Source organism: Salmonella sp. 32120201201600049SM, assembly GCF_017572835.1.
Classification (GTDB): domain Bacteria; phylum Pseudomonadota; class Gammaproteobacteria; order Enterobacterales; family Enterobacteriaceae; genus Salmonella; species Salmonella enterica.
This window is the reverse complement of record NZ_JAGESA010000004.1, coordinates 128,857-147,498: the sequence shown is the minus strand read 5'-3', so window position 1 is coordinate 147,498 and position 18,642 is coordinate 128,857. Positions and strand designations below refer to the sequence as shown.

Genomic DNA, 18,642 nt, shown 5'->3' with positions numbered 1-18,642 from the left:
ATGCCAGCAGTGTAAGAACGCGATGTGGGGAGAATTTGAAGTTATGTGAAGTGACGGTGAAGTGTCAACGAGGCCAGCACGCCGCCTTCGGGACGGTTGCACAACGTCACCTCACCGTTGAGGAGCCGCGCCGCCTCGCTGACAAACGCCAGCCCAAGCCCGCTGCTTTTACGCCCGTTTTCACGGGGCAACGAATAGAATCGGTCGAAAATGCGCGGCAGCGCAAAATCAGGAATACCACAGCCGGAATCCGTCACCTGCAGGATCGCTTTCTCCCCCATCGGCTGAGCGCTTAATGTGATAACGCCATTTTCAGGCGTAAAGTCGATGGCATTGTCCAACACATTGCCCAGCGCCTGCGCCAGAAGCTCCGCGTCGGCGACGACAACCAGCGAGGAAGGCCGTAAAGTAAGCGTGATCTTTTTTGCCGCCAACTGAATACTGCGCGCCTCGCTAAGCTGCGTAAATAGCTCATCAACAGCAACCGGCGCGAGAGGGATATCCTGTCGGTTTTCCAGCCGCGCCTGGCGCAGCAGGGTTTCTACCAGCGCCTGCATTCGTGTATTTTGCGCCAGTATATTCTCTGTAAAGCGGGTAACCACATCCGCGGGCGGTCCTTCACGCAGAATCTCCGCCGCGCCGCGTATCGCCGCCAGCGGACTTTTCAGCTCATGAGTCAACGCATACACATACTGCTCAATGTCATTCTTGCCTTCCAGCTTAATGCGCATACTCTCCAGCGCCTGCGCCAGTTTACGCAGCTCGCTGCTGCCTAATGCAGGTAACGCAAGCGGGCGGTTTTCGGTGACGGAATCCGCATAGCGCGTCAACCGGGCGATGGAGCGGTTAATCCACCAGACCATCCCCGCGCCAATCGCCAGCGCAATCCCCAGTAAAACGGCGCTGGCCCACAGAATGCGCCGTTCGCTGCGCTTAATCACCGGCGCCATTGCCGCATTCGGTTTACCGACAGACAGGACACCGATAATCCGTCCATCGCTGATTATCGGCGCGGCTACGTACATCACCGTGCTATTGGGATCGGCAGCATCTTTTGCCGTGCTGCGGGCGCCATACTGTCCGCGCAGCGTAAGCCAGACGTCATTCCAGCGAGAATAATCCTGCCCCACCGCTTTGTTTTCCGAATCAAACAACACCTTCCCCTGCGCATCCGTCATGTAGACATGGTATTCATTACGCACTTTGACGATCCCGCTGATATTGGCGCGAAACGGGCGATGTTGCAGCTGGGCGAATGCTTTCGCCAACTGGCCGTCAGTCGGGTTGCCGGAAAGGAGATCGTCGCGGGCCAGCGCCGCCAGCAGCGTTGCGGTGTCAATCAGCGTCCCTTCCGTCGCGCGGCGGACGCCCGGCTTTATCTCCTGAACAAAGATAGACAGCACAAACACGGCGGCGACAGCGACAATAAGAAAGTAGCCCAGCAGCAAACGCATTCCGATGCGCATCAGACGCTCCTCAGGCTGTATCCCATTCCACGATGCGTGTTAATTGGCGAGAGATCCGGGTTGATCGCGCGTAGCTTAGCGCGCAGGGTTTTGATGTGTGTATCGACCGTCCGATCGAAGGTCTCCTGGGCATCAGACCAGACAATATCCATCAATTGCTGGCGCGAGTACACGCGCTCCGGCGACAGCAGCAGGGTTTTAAGGAGCAGAAACTCATAACGCGTCAGCGAGAGCGGCGTACCAAACCAGGCGATCTGCGCCGCCGGTTCATTGAGTTCAAAATGTCCGGTACGCACCACCGGCGACGGCGCAGCAAACTTTTTCACCCGGCGCAGCAGCGTGCGCACGCGGGCGCTCACTTCGCGCGGCGAGAACGGCTTGGCGACATAATCATCTGCGCCGATCTCCAGACCAAGCAATCGATCCACTTCATCGCTACGGGCAGTCAGGAAAAGAATCGGCAGCGCAGGATGGCGTTCCAGCAACTGCCGACACAGCTCAAAGCCGCTGATATCCGGTAGTCCCACATCGAGAATCACCGCATCCGGCCGTTGCTGACGCGCTTTTTCCAGCGCGGGCAGCCCGCGAGCGAATAGCTCAACGGTAAACCCTTCCAGTTGCAGGGTGTAGATGAGCGTATCGGCGATTCCCTGTTCATCCTCGACTAACCAGACCTGCGGTTGCTGCATACTCTTTCCCTGTTATTGTCGCCACGGCATGACCGGCACCGCGCTGATGGCGTTCTTCGGCGACCCGTCGACTACTTTGTCGGAGTAGGCCAGATACGCCAGCGTGTTGCGTTTCTCATCATAGAAACGCACGACCTGCAATGACTTAAATATCAATGAGGTGCGTTTTTTGAAAACCACCTCTCCCTGCGCCTTGCCGTTCTTAATTTTGTCGCTCAGTTCAATAGGCCCGACCTGCTGGCAAGAGATAGCGGCGTCAGACGTATCTTCCGCCAGCCCTAATCCGCCTTTTATGCCGCCCGTTTTCGCCCGGCTAACATAGCACGTCACGTTTTTGACATCAGGATCGTCAAAAGCTTCCACCACGATTTTATGGTCAGAACCGAACATTTTAAATACCGTATCGACTGAACCAATTTGTTCCGCGCGGGCGCTCTGCCCCAGCAGCAACAAAATTGAGAAAAGTACTAAGCTCTTGTATTTCATATTGTTACCATTCATAAAAGTTACATTGCGTAATTATTAGACATTCTAAAATAAAATGGTTATAGATCACAGGATTAGAATAATTACCTGTCACGTTGCCTAAAAAAAGCATTTAAGCTCAAAAAAAACACTGAATGCTAAAAGAACAAAAAATGCTATTATCCTCTTACCTGATATCGGGTGCTCGTTGTTGAAAGGATGGGGATATTTTATGGATCAGGCTGGCATAATTCGCGACCTGTTAATCTGGCTGGAAGGTCATCTGGATCAGCCGCTGTCACTTGACAATGTGGCGGCAAAAGCAGGCTATTCCAAGTGGCACCTGCAGAGAATGTTTAAGGACGTGACGGGCCACGCCATTGGCGCTTACATCCGCGCCCGTCGTTTATCGAAATCAGCAGTGGCGCTGCGTTTGACCGCGCGTCCAATTCTGGATATTGCTCTTCAGTACCGCTTCGATTCTCAGCAAACCTTTACGCGCGCCTTTAAGAAACAGTTTTCCCAGACGCCAGCGCTGTATCGTCGCTCCTCGGAATGGAGCGCCTTTGGCATTCGCCCGCCATTACGGCTGGGCGAGTTTACCGTGCCGGAACATCAGTTCGTTACGCTGGAAGATACGCCGCTCCTTGGCGTCACGCAGAGCTATTCCTGCTCGCTGGAACAGATTTCCGACTTCCGCCACGAAATGCGCGTGCAATTCTGGCATGATTTCCTCGGTCATTCGCCAACTATTCCGCCAGTGCTTTATGGGCTTAATGAAACGCGCCCCAGCATGGAGAAAGACGATGAGCAGGAAGTATTCTATACCACCGCACTGCCGCAAGAGCAGGCCGATGGCTATGTTCAGTCGGCGCATCCTGTGCTGTTGCAGGGCGGTGAATACGTCATGTTCACCTATGAAGGGTTAGGAACCGGCGTGCAGGATTTTATCCTGACCGTTTACGGCACCTGTATGCCAATGCTGAATCTGACCCGTCGTAAAGGGCAGGATATAGAGCGATACTATCCGTCAGAAGATACCAAAACCGGCGATCGCCCTATCAACCTGCGCTGCGAATTTCTGATCCCGATTCGCCGTTAACGCTGTAGCTCATCCAATGCAGGGGCGTCCAGATGCGAAACGTCCCCTGCGGTTTCTACCACCCACCCAGACGCCAGCCACTGACTTTCCTGGTAATCGATGCGGGAAATAGAGCAGTTGCGCAAACGTAACCGGCGTTCCGCCCAGGCGGGTAGTCCCAGTATAGTACTGACCAGACAGCCCAACGCGATACCGTGACTGACCAATAAAGGTCGGCTGCCCTGCGGTAGCTCCAGACAGGACGCCAGCGCGGCATGAACGCGATCGCTCAACTCCTGCATCGATTCCCCACCGGGAATACGACCATCCTGCGTGCCGTTGACTAACTGACGACGCCAGCCCTCTTCTTCTTCCGTCAGCGAATCGATCTGGCGCTTTTCCAGCACGCCCATATCCAGCTCGCGCAGGCGGGAGTCAAAGGTAATATCACACCCGCACGCCTGGGCGATAATCTCCGCCGTGCGTTTTGTGCGGCCTAAATCGCTGCTGATGATATGGGTGATGCCGAGGCTGCGGGCGCGTTCTCCTACCTGCATGGCCTGCTGCTCGCCTTTTGCTGTCAGGGGACTGTCCGATTGTCCCTGAATACGTCGCTCGGCGTTCCACTGCGTTTCACCGTGGCGAACAAGGTATACCTGTAACATGTTTTTTTTCCGTTATACTGCGATAAATTTTTAAAACTGAGCTTAATTATGCACCAGGTTATCTCTGCGACCACCAATCCTGCCAAAATTCAGGCAATTCTACAGGCATTTGAAGAGATTTTCGGCGAAGGATCGTGCCATATTACGCCCGTCGCCGTCGAGAGCGGCGTACCGGAGCAGCCCTTCGGAAGCGAGGAAACGCGTGCTGGCGCACGAAATCGCGTGGATAATGCGCGACGCCTGCATCCACAAGCTGATTTCTGGGTAGCCATTGAAGCCGGAATTGACGATGATGCCACCTTCAGTTGGGTGGTGATTGATAACGGCGTTCAGCGCGGTGAAGCGCGATCGGCCACGCTGCCGCTGCCCGCCGTCATTCTCGACAGAGTCCGCCAGGGAGAAGCGCTTGGCCCGGTGATGTCCCACTATACCGGTATTGACGAGATTGGTCGCAAAGAGGGCGCCATTGGCGTATTTACCGCCGGAAAATTAACGCGCTCCAGCGTTTACTACCAGGCGGTGATTCTGGCGTTAAGCCCGTTTCATAACGCTGTGTATCGATAATTATTTGCGCTATGTTGTAGGCCTGATAAGCACAGCGCCATCAGGCATTTCGCGCGATGTTGCCGGATGGCCGCTTCGCCTTATCCGGCCTACAAGCAAATCAGGCGTTTTTCAGCAGTACGTTCTCAAGCCAATGACGCAGTTCAACCGGCGCGGATTTCAGGCTGTTTGACCCGCGCGTGATGGTGGCGATGCCCGCCCCCAGCTCGGTTTTCAACTCGCGCTGGCTCATTTCGCCACGCAACAACTCCTCAATAATGCGCACGCGCGTTCCCAGCGCTTCACGCTCGTCCGGCGTAAGCATCAGTTGTAATAAAGGCAGATGCAGATCCTCTGCATATGCCTGACGGAGTAACTCCACAAAACGAAGCCACTCCTGATTACGTTGTTCGGCGATAGCCGATGAATAAGGGGAATGCTGGGTCATGTTATACCGCCGTTTGTACTGTTACACGAGTACAAATGATAACATAACCCGTCTGCATTAATACCGTTGCTGCCACTCAGAGTCGCTCATTAAGGCCTCTTTCTGCCCCATAAAGTGGCGATAGTAAGCGTCATAGGCCAGAACGTTTTTCACGTAGCCGCGCGTTTCCGAAAAGGGAATGCTTTCGACAAACGCTACGGCATCGATACGCCCGGCGCTATTGCCAAGCCAGGTGCGCACGCGCCCCGGCCCGGCGTTATACGCCGCCGAGGCGAAAATACGGTTATTACCAAACTGCTGATAGACATACTGCAAATAGCTGGTGCCAATGTTGATGTTGGTCTCCGGCTCCAGCAGTTGACCGGGGCCGCGGTAGTCCGGAATCGAAAACATTTTCACCGTATGGGTGGCCGTTCCCGGCATAATCTGCATTAAGCCGCTGGCCCCTACCGGCGATTTTACTTTCGGGTTCCAGGCGCTCTCCTGGCGGGCAATCGCCATGGCATAGCTTTGTGAGATATCTTTTCCGCGGGTATAGCGGGTAAAAAGATCGTTATACGCCAGCGGGAAACGCTCCTCCAGATGATCCCACAGTTTTCCGGCGATCGTCGCCTGTACGCTCAGATCCCACCAGTGCTGGTTAAACGCATAGCGCGCCAGCTGCGCCTGTTCAGATTTACTACGGCTTTTTACCAGATTCGCCCATTCGCTGCGCGCCGTGTTATCCAGGTTCCAGTACATCAGCTCCCGTACACGCGCCATCTCCGGCCCCTGCGTCAACGCGCTGTTTACGTTGGCGGGCGCTTTATCGATTTTAAGCGTGTACTCTTCGCCTAAACGCTGCGCTGCGACCATCGGATAAAAACCGCGCTTCTGCATTAAAGCATGAAGGATCTCTTTCGCTTCGGCGTCACGACCGCGCTCCAGCAATAAATCCGCCTGCCAGTAACGCCACTCGTCTTTCTCTTTCGCCTCCATTGGCAGTCGGGCAAGCCAGGTATTGAGACCGCGACGATCGCCCATCCCCAGCGCCATGCGCACGCGCCGTTCGATAAGCGACGTCGATTGCGAGCGCATAATCGCGTCATCGCGCCATTTCGCCTGCGCATCGGTCACATCGTTGCCCATCAGTCGCCAGGCAACGATATCGCGCAGCGCCTGCGTTTGTTCCTCATTAAGTTTCTGCGCCTGTACCAGCGAGGGGATCATCAGACGCGCATTTTCCGCGTCCTGGCGGGCGACGCTGGCAAACGCGACTTCCGCCATCTGGCGGGTAAAATCGGTGGCGCCAGTGGTGCGTGCGAAGGTCAACACGTTATTAGGGTCATTAGCGAGGGTAATGATCGCTGAGGCGATCGTTTGATATTCCGCCGGCATCTGTCCGGCCAGCACCGTAACCAAACCCGTATTCCCGGCTTTCATCGCCAGCCGAATACGTTCCAGGTACGCCAGCGGGTCTTGCTTGCCGGAGGCCCGCCAAACGCTGAACAGTTTATCGCAGGCATTCGGCTGACTTTTGCCGGTCAGCCAAAGGTCTTTCGCGCCCTGCCAGGCCGCTTCCGTTTGCCCGGTACTCCATTTCGCGTAGTAATAGTTACATTGCGCTTCCGTGGTGCCGGGTTTCTCCGGGCTAAACGCCAGCAAGCCGCGCCAGTCTTCACGACGCGCCAGCTCATTGACGAAGCGTGATTGCAGCGTACGCGCAGGCGGAAGCGTAGGATTGGCGCGCACAAACTGCGTGACAGCAATCGCCGGTTGGTTCATCAAATCGTCGGTGATCTTACGGTATTCCAGATACGGGTAGAGCGGATAATCTTTCAGACCCGGCATCATCTGCTCTACCACATCCATCTGGCGGTTGTCCCAGGCCTGCTTAATCTGCGCATAGCGGTTACGCTGCTCTTCCAGTGAGTCGGCCCGCGCGAGGTGACAAAAGGTCAGCAGGCATACGCTGGCGGCGACGAGACGCCAGACAAATGGTTTGGCTCTATCCACAAGCTCTTCCTCAATTGTTATCCAATGCAGCATCATGCCGCGTAATGAATTTATGCTAACCAGTCATAGCCATTTGCGCCACGTTACGGACACTTTTTTACTTTTATTGCGAGTGCGATCTGCTGGCTGGGCTTAGGCAGGGAAAAAGGCTACACTTCGCCTTTGAAATCTATTCACCATCACGATAAACATAGAGGCGAAGTCCAACGTGGCTCAATTCGTTTATACCATGCATCGTGTCGGCAAAGTGGTTCCGCCGAAACGTCATATTCTGAAAAACATCTCGCTGAGCTTCTTCCCTGGCGCCAAAATCGGCGTGCTGGGCCTTAACGGCGCCGGTAAGTCTACCCTGCTGCGCATCATGGCGGGTCTCGATAAAGATATCGAGGGTGAAGCGCGCCCGCAGCCCGGCATTAAGATTGGCTACCTGCCGCAGGAACCTCAGCTAAACCCGGAACACACGGTACGCGAGTCGATTGAAGAGGCCGTTTCGGAAGTGGTTAACGCCCTCAAACGTCTGGATGAAGTGTACGCGCTGTACGCCGATCCGGATGCCGACTTCGACAAGCTGGCCGCAGAGCAAGGCCGGCTTGAAGAGATTATCCAGGCGCACGACGGTCATAATCTGAACGTGCAGCTTGAGCGCGCAGCTGACGCTCTGCGTCTGCCGGACTGGGATGCCAAAGTCGAAAAACTGTCCGGCGGCGAGCGCCGTCGCGTGGCGCTGTGCCGTCTGTTGCTGGAAAAGCCGGATATGCTGCTGCTCGACGAACCCACCAACCACCTGGATGCCGAATCTGTTGCGTGGCTGGAACGTTTCCTGCACGACTTCGAAGGCACCGTCGTGGCGATTACCCACGACCGTTACTTCCTCGATAACGTTGCCGGTTGGATTCTGGAACTTGACCGCGGCGAAGGTATTCCGTGGGAAGGCAACTACTCCTCCTGGCTGGAGCAGAAAGATCAGCGTCTGGCGCAGGAAGCGTCTGCCGAAGCGGCGCGCCGTAAATCCATTGAGAAAGAGCTGGAGTGGGTGCGTCAGGGCGCGAAAGGCCGTCAGTCGAAAGGTAAGGCGCGTCTGGCTCGCTTTGAAGAACTGAACAGCGTTGAGTATCAGAAACGTAACGAAACCAACGAACTGTTTATTCCACCAGGACCGCGTCTGGGCGACAAAGTCATTGAAGTCAGCAACCTGCGTAAATCCTACGGCGACCGCGTACTGATCGACGACCTGAGCTTCTCGGTACCGAAAGGCGCTATCGTCGGGATCATCGGGCCAAACGGCGCGGGTAAATCGACCCTGTTCCGCATGATGTCCGGTCAGGAGCAGCCTGATAGCGGCACCATTACGCTGGGTGAAACCGTCAAGCTGGCCTCGGTCGATCAGTTCCGCGACGCGATGGACAACAGCAAAACCGTCTGGGAAGAAGTGTCCGGCGGGCTGGATATCATGAAGATCGGCAATACCGAAATGCCAAGCCGCGCCTATGTAGGCCGCTTCAACTTCAAAGGCGTCGATCAGGGCAAACGCGTTGGCGAACTGTCCGGCGGTGAGCGCGGTCGTTTGCACCTGGCGAAGCTGCTGCAGGTGGGCGGCAACGTCCTGCTGCTCGACGAACCGACGAACGACCTGGATATCGAAACCCTGCGCGCGCTGGAAAACGCCCTGCTGGAGTTCCCTGGCTGCGCGATGGTTATCTCGCACGACCGTTGGTTCCTTGACCGTATCGCCACCCACATCCTGGATTATCAGGACGAAGGTAAGGTGGAATTCTTCGAAGGCAACTTTACCGAATACGAAGAGTACAAGAAACGCACGCTGGGCGCCGAGGCGCTGGAGCCGAAGCGTATCAAGTACAAGCGTATTGCCAAATAAATGTCTGAATGCCGGGTGGCGCTTGCGCTTACCCGGCCTACAAACCCAGCGATTCCAGTACGTTGTGAAACTGTAGGCCTGATAAGACGCGGTAAGCGTCGCATCAGGCATTGGTTCTTATCCCTGCTCGCCCATCATCTCTTTCACCAGTTCCACACAGCGCAAAAAGCGGCCATCGTAATCAGCCTCTTTAACGTGAACGAACTCAATGTTGTTTTCTTTCAGCATCTCGACCAGCAGGTTCTGGAACGCTTTGCGATCCACTGAACTGCCCAGGCTTCGCAGTCCGTCAGCTATCCACGGCGTATTATTCTCCAGCAAAATCACCAGGTCGAAGCGATACTCGTCGATCAGCGCCTGGACAAAGGGATGCTCGCGCCCTTCGTATTTTTTGCAAAATGCCTGGGTGGTGACGAAATCGGTATCGATAAACGCCACTTTATTCGCATATTTTACTGCGAAATCAATATATTGCGCATGACCCAGCGCAATTTTATCGTAGTCGGAATACTGTAACGCCATCTCATCGCCGCCCAGATGCGAAAAGACATAGTCGCGGCCATATTCCCAGGCGCTGGTGGTATTAAAAATATTGGCGAGCTTATTGACCAGCGTAGACTTGCCGCTTGATTCCCCGCCCAGAATCGCGACGGTACGCACGAAAAACGGCTTCACTTCGGTAGGAATATATTCCCAGTAACGAAACGGATTTTCGCGGATTTGCGCCCCGCTGATATTCATAAACGTGCGTTCAGGATCGACCAGCACCGTCTCAATCCCTAAATGCTCAAGGTACTGCGGCGCATCAGCCTCTTCGGAAGTGTAGATCCAGCTCGGCTGTATTCCCTTCTCTGCCATAAACGCTTTAATGCCGTTGCTCCAGACGTCCCAGCCATGCGGATAAGGCTCCATCCCCTCTTCATTAAAGGCGTGGATGCGAATATTTTTTTGGTATTTGAAGGTTTGCAGCAACCAGCGCAGGCGATCCGACACGGTGGGCTGCTGCGACATGGCGCTATCCTCAAACAGCCCGCGGTCGCGCGTATCGTCATATCCCATAATGATGTGCAACTCATCCACCTGGCTACAGGCGCGCTGGATCAAGTAGATGTGTCCGGTATGCAATGGATAAAATTTACCGAACACCACGCCAATGTTTTTCTGTCGGCGGGGAAACTCCAGCCCGAGAAAACGGTGTAGCGCCTCCAGTTTTTGCGCGCTGGGGCTTTTGATTTTGGCGTTAAGTAACTGACTCAGATACCCCTTGGTCATACCGCTGGCGTCAGCCACCTGTTGCAGAGTGCAACCTTGCTGCTTAATCGCGGTTTTGAGATAGTCGAACGATGACACAAGAGCCTCCTGCTGGAAAAATCGCATAACACTGCCTGATGGCGCTTCGCTTATCAGGCCTACAACATCAATCCGTATCAATCCGTAGGCCGGATAAGACGCATTGCGTCGCCATCCGGCAAATTATACAACATCACTACATACAGAGAATTATAAGTCGTCAAACACGCTTAACGCATCTGCGAGCTTTTTAACACCGAACACCTGCATTCCTTCCGGCGGCTTTTTCGGTACGTTGGCGGCAGGCACAATCGCCCGACGAAAACCGTGTTTCGCCGCCTCGGAAATACGCTCCTGCCCGCTCGGCACCGGACGAATCTCGCCTGCCAGCCCCACTTCGCCAAACACCACCAGATCCTGCGGCAACGGCCTGTCACGCAGGCTGGAGACCATCGCCAGCAGTAAAGCCAGATCCGCGCTGGTTTCGGTGACTTTCACGCCGCCGACCACGTTGACGAAGACGTCCTGATCCGACATTTGCAGACCGCCGTGTCGGTGCAGCACCGCCAGCAGGATTGCCAGACGGTTTTGTTCCAGACCGACCGCCACGCGTCTGGGGTTCGCCATCATCGAGTGATCGACCAGCGCCTGAATCTCCACCAGCAACGGTCGCGTGCCTTCCCAGACGACCATCACTGAACTGCCGGAAGTGACCTCATCGCCGCGGCTTAAAAAGATGGCGGACGGATTGCTCACTTCGCGCAACCCCTGTTCGGTCATGGCGAAGACGCCCAGCTCATTGACTGCGCCAAAGCGGTTTTTGTGGCTGCGCAGCGTGCGGAAACGAGAATCGGCGTCGCCGTCGAGCAATACTGAGCAATCGATACAGTGTTCCAGCACTTTCGGCCCCGCCAGCGACCCGTCTTTGGTGACGTGGCCGACCATCACGATCGCCACGCCGCGCGTTTTGGCGAAGCGCGTCAGGTAGGCTGCCGTTTCACGGACCTGGGCGACGCTGCCTGGCGACGACTGGATGTCCGCCATATGCATCACCTGTATGGAGTCGATCACCATCAGTTTCGGCTGTTCTTCTTCGGCAATCAGGCAAATTTGTTCGATGCTGGTTTCGGAGAGCATATTCAGATTCGCCGTCGGCAGGCCGAGACGGTGCGCGCGCATCGCCACCTGCTGTAGCGACTCTTCGCCGGTGACGTACAGCGTTTTCATCTGCTCGGCGAGCTTGCACAGCGTTTGCAGCAGCAAGGTTGATTTGCCCGCGCCGGGGTTACCGCCAATCAAAATGGCGCTGCCGGGTACCACCCCGCCGCCCAGCACGCGGTCAAACTCTTTAAAACCGGTAGAAAAGCGCGGCAGTTCCTCAAGACTGATGTCAGACAGTTTCTGCACTTTTGATACGCCCGCACTGCCGGCGTATCCGCTCAGACGTTCGTTACGCGCCACCGTCGGCGACGCGGCAAGGCGCACCTCGGTAATGGTGTTCCAGGCATGGCAGGCGCTGCACTGCCCCTGCCAGCGTGGGTAATCGGCACCACATTCATTACAAACAAAGGCGCGTTTTGGAGCTTTTGCCACGTTTTACCTCTTTCGTTAACGCTGTTGCCGGATGGCGCTGGCGCTTATCCGGCCTACGGTCGCCTTGCCATTGGGCAGGTTAATCATTTCTGGTTCATGCTGCCGGAGAGAATGCAAAACACGCCCATCAGGTCAGCGTGGCGGATCGTAATCTCCGTCTTTTCGTTTACTTTTGGCTTGGCATGGAAGGCAATACCTAACCCTGCCGCTTTGATCATTGGCAGATCGTTAGCGCCGTCGCCAATCGCCACCGTCTGCGCCAGCGGGATGTCATGCTCTTGCGCCAGACGAAGCAAGGTATTGGCTTTATACTCAGCATCCACAATATCGCCGATAACGTGACCGGTAAATTTACCGTCCATGATCTCCAGCTCATTGGCGACCGCCGCCGTCAGGCGTAGCTGGTCACGCAGATAGTCGGCGAAGAAAGTGAAGCCGCCGGAGGCGATAGCGATTTTCCAGCCAAGTGCTTCCAGTTTTAGCACCAACTGCGTTAATCCTGGCATTAGCGGCAGATTCCCGCGCACCTGGCGCAAAATATCGGCATCCGCGCCTTTTAGCGTCGCCACGCGGCTACGCAGGCTGGCGGTAAAATCAAGCTCGCCTCGCATCGCGCGCTCCGTCACTTCAGCCACCTTCTCACCGGTACCGGCCAGCTTAGCGATTTCATCGATACACTCAATCTGGATCGCCGTGGAATCCATATCCATGACCAGCAGCCCCGGCGTGCGCAGATGCGGAATTTTACCCAGCGGCGCGACATCCAGCTGCGCCTCATGCGCCAGCCGCGTCGCACGCGGCGTCAGCGACCCCGCCAGACGAATGACCTGATAATCCTCCACGCACCAGGCGGCGACAATCACCATTGCGGCGCCCAGTTTGGTCTGATATTGAGTTAAACGCTGCTTATCCAGCCCGCGCCCATACAACAGCCAACCGCTGCGGCCTGCATGGTAATCCAGAGGCATCACCTCGTCGCCGCTTAAAGAAAGAGGCAAACCAGGCCATAAAGAGACATCTTCAGGCAGATCGCACCAGGTAATGTTAGGCATTAAAGCTCCTGTAAATCGTTCAGGCCGGTAACCGCCCCGCGGAAAATAACGCATGAGGCTACCTTGTAACCATCGCTTCTGGCAACATTAAGCCTCAAATTTTCAGCAGGTGGAATATGGCTCGCGCAAAACTGAAATTTCGGCTGCATCGTGCAGTCATTGTATTGTTCTGTCTCACGCTGCTCGTCGCGCTCATGCAGGGCGCTTCATGGTTTAGTCAAAACCACCAGCGACAGCGCAATCCGCAGCTGGAAGAGCTGGCCCGCACGCTGGCGCGCCAGGTGACGCTCAACATCGCCCCGCTGATGCGCAGCGAAACACCGGATGAAAATCGCATCAACGCCGTGCTGCGTCAGCTCACGCAAGAGAGCCGTATTCTGGATGCCGGCGTCTATGATGAACAGGGCGATCTTATTACTCGCGCTGGCGAAAGCGTCAATGTGCGCGACAGGCTGGCGCTGGATGGCAAAAAAGCGGGCAGCTATTTTAACCAACAAATTGTCGAGCCTATCCAGGGGAAAAACGGCCCCTTGGGTTACCTGCGCCTGACGCTGGATACCCACACGCTGGCCACCGAAGCAAAGCAGGTCGATAACACCACCAACATTCTACGCCTGATGCTGCTACTCTCGCTGGCGATAGGCGTGGTGCTGACGCGCACCTTGCTACAAGGTAAACGCACCCGCTGGCAGCAGTCGCCCTTCCTGCTAACGGCCAGCAAGCCTGTTCCGGAAGAGGAAGAACGTGAGGAAAAAGAGTAAAATGACGGCTTAATAAAGGTAAGGAAAACCACTATGACAACATTACGCCTGCTTATTTCTGACTCTTACGATCCCTGGTTTAACCTGGCGGTCGAGGAGTGCATTTTCCGCCAGATGCCCGCCACCCAGCGCGTGCTGTTCCTGTGGCGCAACGCGGATACGGTGGTCATTGGACGCGCGCAAAACCCGTGGAAAGAGTGTAATACGCGGCGTATGGAAGAAGATAACGTCCGTCTGGCCCGCCGTAGCAGCGGCGGCGGCGCGGTATTCCATGACCTCGGTAATACCTGCTTTACCTTTATGGCCGGTAAACCGGAATACGATAAAACCATCTCCACCCATATTGTGCTCGCGGCGCTGAATTCGCTGGGGGTCATGGCCGATGCTTCGGGACGCAACGATCTGGTCGTAAGAACGCCGGACGGCGATCGCAAAGTCTCCGGTTCAGCCTATCGCGAAACCAAAGATCGCGGCTTCCATCACGGTACGCTGCTGTTGAACGCCGACCTCAGCCGTCTGGCGAACTATCTGAATCCCGATAAAAAGAAACTTGCGGCGAAAGGGATTACCTCCGTTCGCTCCCGCGTGGCTAATCTTACCGAGCTATTACCGGGTATCACCCATGAACAGGTCTGCCAGGCGGTCACAGAAGCCTTTTTCGCCCATTACGGCGAACGCGTCGACGCGGAAGTGATTTCACCGGATAAAACGCCGGATCTGCCGAATTTTGCCGAAACCTTTGCGCGCCAGAGCAGTTGGGAGTGGAATTTCGGCCAGGCACCGGCGTTCAGCCATCTGCTGGACGAACGTTTTACCTGGGGCGGCGTCGAGCTGCATTTTGACGTCGAGAAAGGTGTGATTACCCGTGCGCAGGTGTTTACCGATAGCCTGAACCCGGCACCGCTGGAAGCCTTAGGCGAGCGTTTACAAGGCTGCCAGTATCGAGTGGATGTGTTGGAGCAGGCCTGCGAATCTTTAATTACTGAATTCCCGGCTCAGAAAGGTGAGCTGCGGGAACTGGCTGCGTGGATGGCTCAAGCTGTACGCTAAGCGTCTACGCCAGCCGCCCGATGGTCTGCGCGGCTAACTTCAATTTTCCCACCATCGCGCGGGCAATCTCCTGAAAGCCCGCGCTGATGCGTTTATCATCAGCGACCAGCACCCAAAAGCGCTCGGCCAACGGCAAGGCAAATTCCCACGCTTTCTTATCGATTGTGGCCTCCACACGAATGTCGACAGGCGCGTAGCGCAACATGCCCGATGCCGCCGGAGCGTAAGCCATCGGCAACATATCATAGACAGGCGCGAGCGCCATCGGGGCATCGGAGTAATAAAACGAGAGGTTACCCGCATGCATATCGCTGTTGGCGATAAGCCGACCAAACGCCCAAATTTTCTCAATTTGCTGATGGGCAACAGCATCTATAATGCCCTGCCCGGCAAGCCGATGCGTGACCACCGGCCAGATGCCTGGCGAAGATGCATACTCGCCTTGCAACGCCTCCAGGGAAACAATTTGCCGACGACCACGTATCCCGGTGCAGTCGAAGCGAATGCTTTCCAGAAAGACCTGTCCTCCCTCGCTGCAAATAGCCGTGGCTAAGCTGGCGTTGATGCTGGCGGCAGAAAGCACGGCTAATGCGATGGACTCGGCAATCAAGAGGTCGCTCCAGCGTTCAGAAACGGCGTTCCTTTCACGCGCACTGAATTTCACCAGTACGTTCTGATTGCCCCATCTTGTTTCTGCAAAACAGGCAAATTTAGGCTGCTCACCACCAGCTGAAGAGCCAATGACCTCACCTGCGAGCGCGTCTTCCGCCAGCTGCTGATAGCGATTGAGTTTTTCGGACTGCGTAATCGCCGTCGCATCCGGCGCGGTCACCCAACGCTGGTAATTCTCCTCACCCACGATCCAGCCGCCCGCATTTTCACCCTGATACGCCCGCAGCGCATACAGGACTTCATCCTCTTGCCACAACCGGATGTCATCAGGCAGATGCGCATACCCAGCCACGGTCCTTCCCCAGGCTCGCCCAAGGAATCCCTGTGGCCTAAGATCGGTCAGATACCATGGCAGGCTGTCAAACCATTGCCATTCACCTGTATCAAGCGCAACCAGGCAACTCCCCTGAGGCCAACACGGATAAAGAACGCCAAACTTAGCGGCCTGTCCTTGTGCATTGACCTGCCAGAGGGGAAAGGCCGCGACGCCGCGAACAGGCCGAACAAGCGCGTAGCGCGTAGCACGAGCTTTACCAAACTGGATGACGTCCTGATGCGCGGAAACCAGACGAGAGAACGTCGCCTGACTAACGGCCAGCGATGATCTTAATTCAGCGGCGGAACTCGGCCCCTGTAAGAGCAAATCGGTTAATGCGCTCATAGATGAATAGATTAATGAATAGATACTTGAATGGATTTAAGGACACAGCCCTTTGATTGTCAATACAAACAAAGAAAGAGCGAGAGGAAAGATGAATAGATTATCAGAAGAGAGTGGATATAACGCTGGCATTACCCGGACCAGGCCTTGACGCACCTCGTCCGGGTCGATTTGCTGCTTACTCCTGGTCGCCCAGCAGCACGGATTCCAGTGCGATTTTGATCATGTCGTTGAAGGTCGTCTGACGTTCAGCGGCAGTGGTCTGCTCGTGGGTACGGATATGGTCAGATACGGTGCAGATGGTCAGCGCTTTCGCGCCAAACTCAGCCGCAACGCCGTAGATACCCGCCGCTTCCATCTCTACGCCCAGTACGCCGTATTTTTCCATCACGTCGAACATTTCGCCATCCGGAGAATAGAACAGGTCTGCGGAGAACAGGTTGCCCACGCGCGCGTCTACGCCCAGCGCTTTTGCCGCGTCAACCGCGTTACGTACCATGTCGAAGTCAGCGATAGCCGCGAAGTCATGATCTTTAAAACGGATACGGTTCACTTTGGAGTCGGTGCAGGCACCCATACCGATCACCACGTCGCGCAGTTTGACGTCCATGCGCACAGCGCCGCAGGAGCCGACGCGAATGATTTTCTTCACGCCGAAATCGGTGATCAGCTCTTTGGTGTAGATGGAGCAGGACGGGATACCCATACCGTGGCCCATCACGGAGATCTTACGGCCTTTGTAAGTCCCGGTGAAACCTAACATGCCGCGAACGTTGTTCACTTCGCGGACATCTTCGAGGAAAGTCTCAGCAATGTGCTTCGCACGCAGCGGGTCGCCCGGCATCAATACGACGTCAGCGAAATCACCCATTTCTGCATTAATATGTGGAGTTGCCATCTTCAGTTCCCTTTAAATTTGTTGTTATTGCCTGATGGCGGCTACGCCTTATCAGGCCTACAAAACGTGTGCAAAAACAGTCAAATACCCTAAGGATTTCGCGTTGCAGGAAGGCGACGAATTCGTGAGTCCCCGGGAGCATAGATTAACTATGTGACCGGGGTGAGCGAATGAAGTCAACGCATCTACAGCGCAAAAGACAACGGGTATCACAGCATGTTTTTACCGTAGTCCATCGGCGATGTGCCAAAGTAGGTCGCCAGCGTCTGGCCGATATCCGCGAAGGTTTCACGGTGACCTAAAGAGCCCGGTTTGACTTTCGGACCGTAGATCAGCACCGGAATGTGCTCACGGGTATGGTCAGTACCGGTCCAGCTCGGGTCACAGCCGTGGTCAGCGGTCAGGATCAGAATGTCATCTTCACCCACCAGCTCCATCAGCTCCGGCAGACGGCGGTCAAACAGCTCCAGACCTGCGGCGTAGCCCGCGATGTCGCGACGGTGGCCCCAGGAAGAGTCGAAGTCAACGAAGTTAGTGAAAACGATGGTTTTATCGCCCGCTTCTTTCATCTCTTTGAGGGTCGCGTCGAACAGCGCGTCCAGACCGGTCGCTTTCACTTTCTTAGTGATGCCGCAGTTGGCGTAGATGTCGGCAATCTTACCGACGGACACCACGTGGCCCTGTTTTTCATCGACCAGTTTCTGCAGCACGGTCGGCGCTGGCGGTTCTACGGCCAGGTCGTGACGGTTGCCGGTACGCTGGAAGTTACCGGCCTTGTCGCCGATAAACGGACGCGCGATCACGCGGCCAATGTTGTAGCCGCCTTCGGTCAGCTCTTCACGGGCGATTTCGCACAGCTCGTAGAGTTTATCCAGGCCAAAGGTCTCTTCGTGGCAGGCAATCTGGAACACGGAGTCAGCGGAGGTGTAAAAAATCGGCTTGCCGGTTTTCATGTGCTCTTCGCCGAGCTGGTCCAGAATGACCGTACCGGAAGAGTGGCAGTTACCGAGATAGCCCGGCAGGTTGGCGCGTTTTACCAGCTTATCCAGCAGTTCCTGCGGGAAGCTGTTTTCGTGGTCGCTGAAATAGCCCCAGTCGAACAGCACCGGCACGCCGGCGATTTCCCAGTGGCCGGACGGCGTATCTTTGCCGGAGGACAGTTCGTGCGCCCATGCGTATGCGCCAATAACGTCCGCGTTGCCGTCCATGCCGGCGGCAATTTTACCGGTAGAGCCTTCATGCGCTTTCACCAGCCCCAGACGAGTCAGGTTAGGCAGATTCAACGGGCCCTTACGGCCATTGTCAGCTTCGCCTTTGGCGCAAGCTTCTGCGATGTGGCCCAGAGTGTCGGAACCTACGTCGCCAAAACGATCCGCGTCTTCAGTAGCGCCGATGCCGAATGAGTCCAGCACCATAATAAATGCACGTTTCATATCT

17 protein-coding genes are annotated in these 18,642 nt (G+C 55.7%); 5 read left to right on the top strand and 12 right to left on the bottom strand.

Features of this window, described 5'->3' with window-relative positions; translation table 11 throughout:
• Nucleotides 1-41: 41 nt before the first annotated feature.
• Genes creC through creA form a run of 3 tightly spaced genes read right to left on the bottom strand, consistent with a single transcriptional unit; the run spans nt 42 to nt 2,641 of the window.
• Entirely contained in the window at nt 42-1,466 is a 1,425-nt protein-coding gene (gene creC, locus J4650_RS11370; RefSeq protein ID WP_001728172.1) for a two-component system sensor histidine kinase CreC, read from the bottom strand.
• Complete coding sequence (creB, locus tag J4650_RS11365) at nt 1,466-2,155, bottom strand: two-component system response regulator CreB (RefSeq protein ID WP_001187046.1); 690 nt, start codon at nt 2,153-2,155, stop codon at nt 1,466-1,468. The genes creC and creB overlap by 1 nt, the downstream gene beginning before the upstream one ends.
• 12 nt (nt 2,156-2,167) lie before the next feature.
• Nucleotides 2,168-2,641, bottom strand: coding sequence for a protein CreA (gene creA / locus J4650_RS11360; RefSeq protein ID WP_023993830.1), 474 nt, complete (start codon nt 2,639-2,641; stop codon nt 2,168-2,170).
• 211 nt (nt 2,642-2,852) lie between these two features.
• Here creA and robA point away from each other — a divergent pair, with 211 nt between their 5' ends.
• Nucleotides 2,853-3,722, top strand: a complete 870-nt coding sequence (gene robA / locus J4650_RS11355; RefSeq protein WP_000371685.1) for an MDR efflux pump AcrAB transcriptional activator RobA — start codon at nt 2,853-2,855, stop codon at nt 3,720-3,722.
• Here robA and gpmB read toward each other — a convergent pair.
• Complete coding sequence (gene gpmB / locus J4650_RS11350) at nt 3,719-4,366, bottom strand: 2,3-diphosphoglycerate-dependent phosphoglycerate mutase GpmB (RefSeq protein WP_000942363.1); 648 nt, start codon at nt 4,364-4,366, stop codon at nt 3,719-3,721. The two genes, robA and gpmB, sit on opposite strands and share 4 nt — an antisense overlap.
• A 48-nt stretch (nt 4,367-4,414) precedes the next feature.
• Here gpmB and yjjX point away from each other — a divergent pair, with 48 nt between their 5' ends.
• Nucleotides 4,415-4,930: an inosine/xanthosine triphosphatase gene (yjjX, locus tag J4650_RS11345; RefSeq protein WP_000554310.1), complete on the top strand. Its 516-nt coding sequence runs from the start codon at nt 4,415-4,417 to the stop codon at nt 4,928-4,930.
• Nucleotides 4,931-5,030: 100 nt separating this feature from the next.
• Here yjjX and trpR read toward each other — a convergent pair whose 3' ends face one another.
• Both trpR and sltY read right to left on the bottom strand, forming a co-directional pair.
• Nucleotides 5,031-5,357: a trp operon repressor gene (gene trpR, locus J4650_RS11340; RefSeq protein WP_000192003.1), complete on the bottom strand. Its 327-nt coding sequence runs from the start codon at nt 5,355-5,357 to the stop codon at nt 5,031-5,033.
• A gap of 57 nt (nt 5,358-5,414) precedes the next feature.
• Nucleotides 5,415-7,352, bottom strand: a complete 1,938-nt coding sequence (gene sltY, locus J4650_RS11335) for a murein transglycosylase (RefSeq protein WP_000373271.1) — start codon at nt 7,350-7,352, stop codon at nt 5,415-5,417.
• 208 nt (nt 7,353-7,560) lie between these two features.
• Here sltY and ettA point away from each other — a divergent pair, with 208 nt between their 5' ends.
• Nucleotides 7,561-9,228, top strand: a complete 1,668-nt coding sequence (gene ettA / locus J4650_RS11330) for an energy-dependent translational throttle protein EttA (protein WP_000046770.1) — start codon at nt 7,561-7,563, stop codon at nt 9,226-9,228.
• A 117-nt stretch (nt 9,229-9,345) separates the two neighbouring features.
• Here the strand turns inward: ettA and nadR are convergent, their stop codons facing one another.
• From nadR to serB, 3 genes are all read right to left on the bottom strand, one after another.
• Complete coding sequence (gene nadR, locus J4650_RS11325) at nt 9,346-10,578, bottom strand: multifunctional transcriptional regulator/nicotinamide-nucleotide adenylyltransferase/ribosylnicotinamide kinase NadR (protein WP_001532645.1); 1,233 nt, start codon at nt 10,576-10,578, stop codon at nt 9,346-9,348.
• Nucleotides 10,579-10,728: 150 nt separating this feature from the next.
• On the bottom strand, nt 10,729-12,111 hold the full coding sequence (gene radA, locus J4650_RS11320) for a DNA repair protein RadA (RefSeq protein WP_001029710.1): 1,383 nt from the start codon (nt 12,109-12,111) through the stop codon (nt 10,729-10,731).
• An 83-nt stretch (nt 12,112-12,194) separates the two neighbouring features.
• Nucleotides 12,195-13,163 carry a phosphoserine phosphatase gene (serB, locus tag J4650_RS11315; RefSeq protein ID WP_001132983.1) on the bottom strand — a complete coding sequence of 323 codons (969 nt, stop codon included), beginning with the start codon at nt 13,161-13,163 and terminating at the stop codon, nt 12,195-12,197.
• A 116-nt stretch (nt 13,164-13,279) separates the two neighbouring features.
• Here serB and J4650_RS11310 point away from each other — a divergent pair, with 116 nt between their 5' ends.
• Nucleotides 13,280-13,924 (top strand): YtjB family periplasmic protein, encoded by a 645-nt coding sequence (locus tag J4650_RS11310; protein WP_000090067.1) that lies wholly within the window; start codon nt 13,280-13,282, stop codon nt 13,922-13,924.
• Nucleotides 13,925-13,957: 33 nt separating this feature from the next.
• Nucleotides 13,958-14,974 (top strand): lipoate--protein ligase LplA, encoded by a 1,017-nt coding sequence (lplA, locus tag J4650_RS11305; RefSeq protein ID WP_023993831.1) that lies wholly within the window; start codon nt 13,958-13,960, stop codon nt 14,972-14,974.
• Between the two features lie 4 nt (nt 14,975-14,978).
• On the opposite strand, the gene yjjJ is transcribed toward lplA, so the two are convergent.
• From yjjJ to deoB, 3 genes are all read right to left on the bottom strand, one after another.
• A complete protein-coding gene (yjjJ, locus tag J4650_RS11300) occupies nt 14,979-16,307 on the bottom strand; it encodes a type II toxin-antitoxin system HipA family toxin YjjJ (RefSeq protein ID WP_023258239.1) in 1,329 nt (442 codons plus the stop codon).
• A 178-nt stretch (nt 16,308-16,485) separates the two neighbouring features.
• Nucleotides 16,486-17,205, bottom strand: coding sequence for a purine-nucleoside phosphorylase (deoD, locus tag J4650_RS11295; RefSeq protein WP_000224865.1), 720 nt, complete (start codon nt 17,203-17,205; stop codon nt 16,486-16,488).
• A 209-nt stretch (nt 17,206-17,414) separates the two neighbouring features.
• Nucleotides 17,415-18,638: a phosphopentomutase gene (deoB, locus tag J4650_RS11290; RefSeq protein WP_000816454.1), complete on the bottom strand. Its 1,224-nt coding sequence runs from the start codon at nt 18,636-18,638 to the stop codon at nt 17,415-17,417.
• Nucleotides 18,639-18,642: the final 4 nt, after the last annotated feature.

Bases quoted from the DNA above. Each gene is read 5' to 3' on its own strand.
- serB (WP_001132983.1), bottom strand. From the start codon at position 13,163: ATGCCTAACATTACCTGGTGCGATCTGCCTGAAGATGTCTCTTTATGG.
- lplA (WP_023993831.1), top strand. From the start codon at position 13,958: ATGACAACATTACGCCTGCTTATTTCTGACTCTTACGATCCCTGGTTT.
- J4650_RS11310 (WP_000090067.1), top strand. From the start codon at position 13,280: ATGGCTCGCGCAAAACTGAAATTTCGGCTGCATCGTGCAGTCATTGTA.
- gpmB (WP_000942363.1), bottom strand. From the start codon at position 4,366: ATGTTACAGGTATACCTTGTTCGCCACGGTGAAACGCAGTGGAACGCC.
- yjjX (WP_000554310.1), top strand. From the start codon at position 4,415: ATGCACCAGGTTATCTCTGCGACCACCAATCCTGCCAAAATTCAGGCA.
- trpR (WP_000192003.1), bottom strand. From the start codon at position 5,357: ATGACCCAGCATTCCCCTTATTCATCGGCTATCGCCGAACAACGTAAT.
- robA (WP_000371685.1), top strand. From the start codon at position 2,853: ATGGATCAGGCTGGCATAATTCGCGACCTGTTAATCTGGCTGGAAGGT.
- creB (WP_001187046.1), bottom strand. From the start codon at position 2,155: ATGCAGCAACCGCAGGTCTGGTTAGTCGAGGATGAACAGGGAATCGCC.
- creC (WP_001728172.1), bottom strand. From the start codon at position 1,466: ATGCGCATCGGAATGCGTTTGCTGCTGGGCTACTTTCTTATTGTCGCT.
- creA (WP_023993830.1), bottom strand. From the start codon at position 2,641: ATGAAATACAAGAGCTTAGTACTTTTCTCAATTTTGTTGCTGCTGGGG.
- deoD (WP_000224865.1), bottom strand. From the start codon at position 17,205: ATGGCAACTCCACATATTAATGCAGAAATGGGTGATTTCGCTGACGTC.
- yjjJ (WP_023258239.1), bottom strand. From the start codon at position 16,307: ATGAGCGCATTAACCGATTTGCTCTTACAGGGGCCGAGTTCCGCCGCT.
- deoB (WP_000816454.1), bottom strand. From the start codon at position 18,638: ATGAAACGTGCATTTATTATGGTGCTGGACTCATTCGGCATCGGCGCT.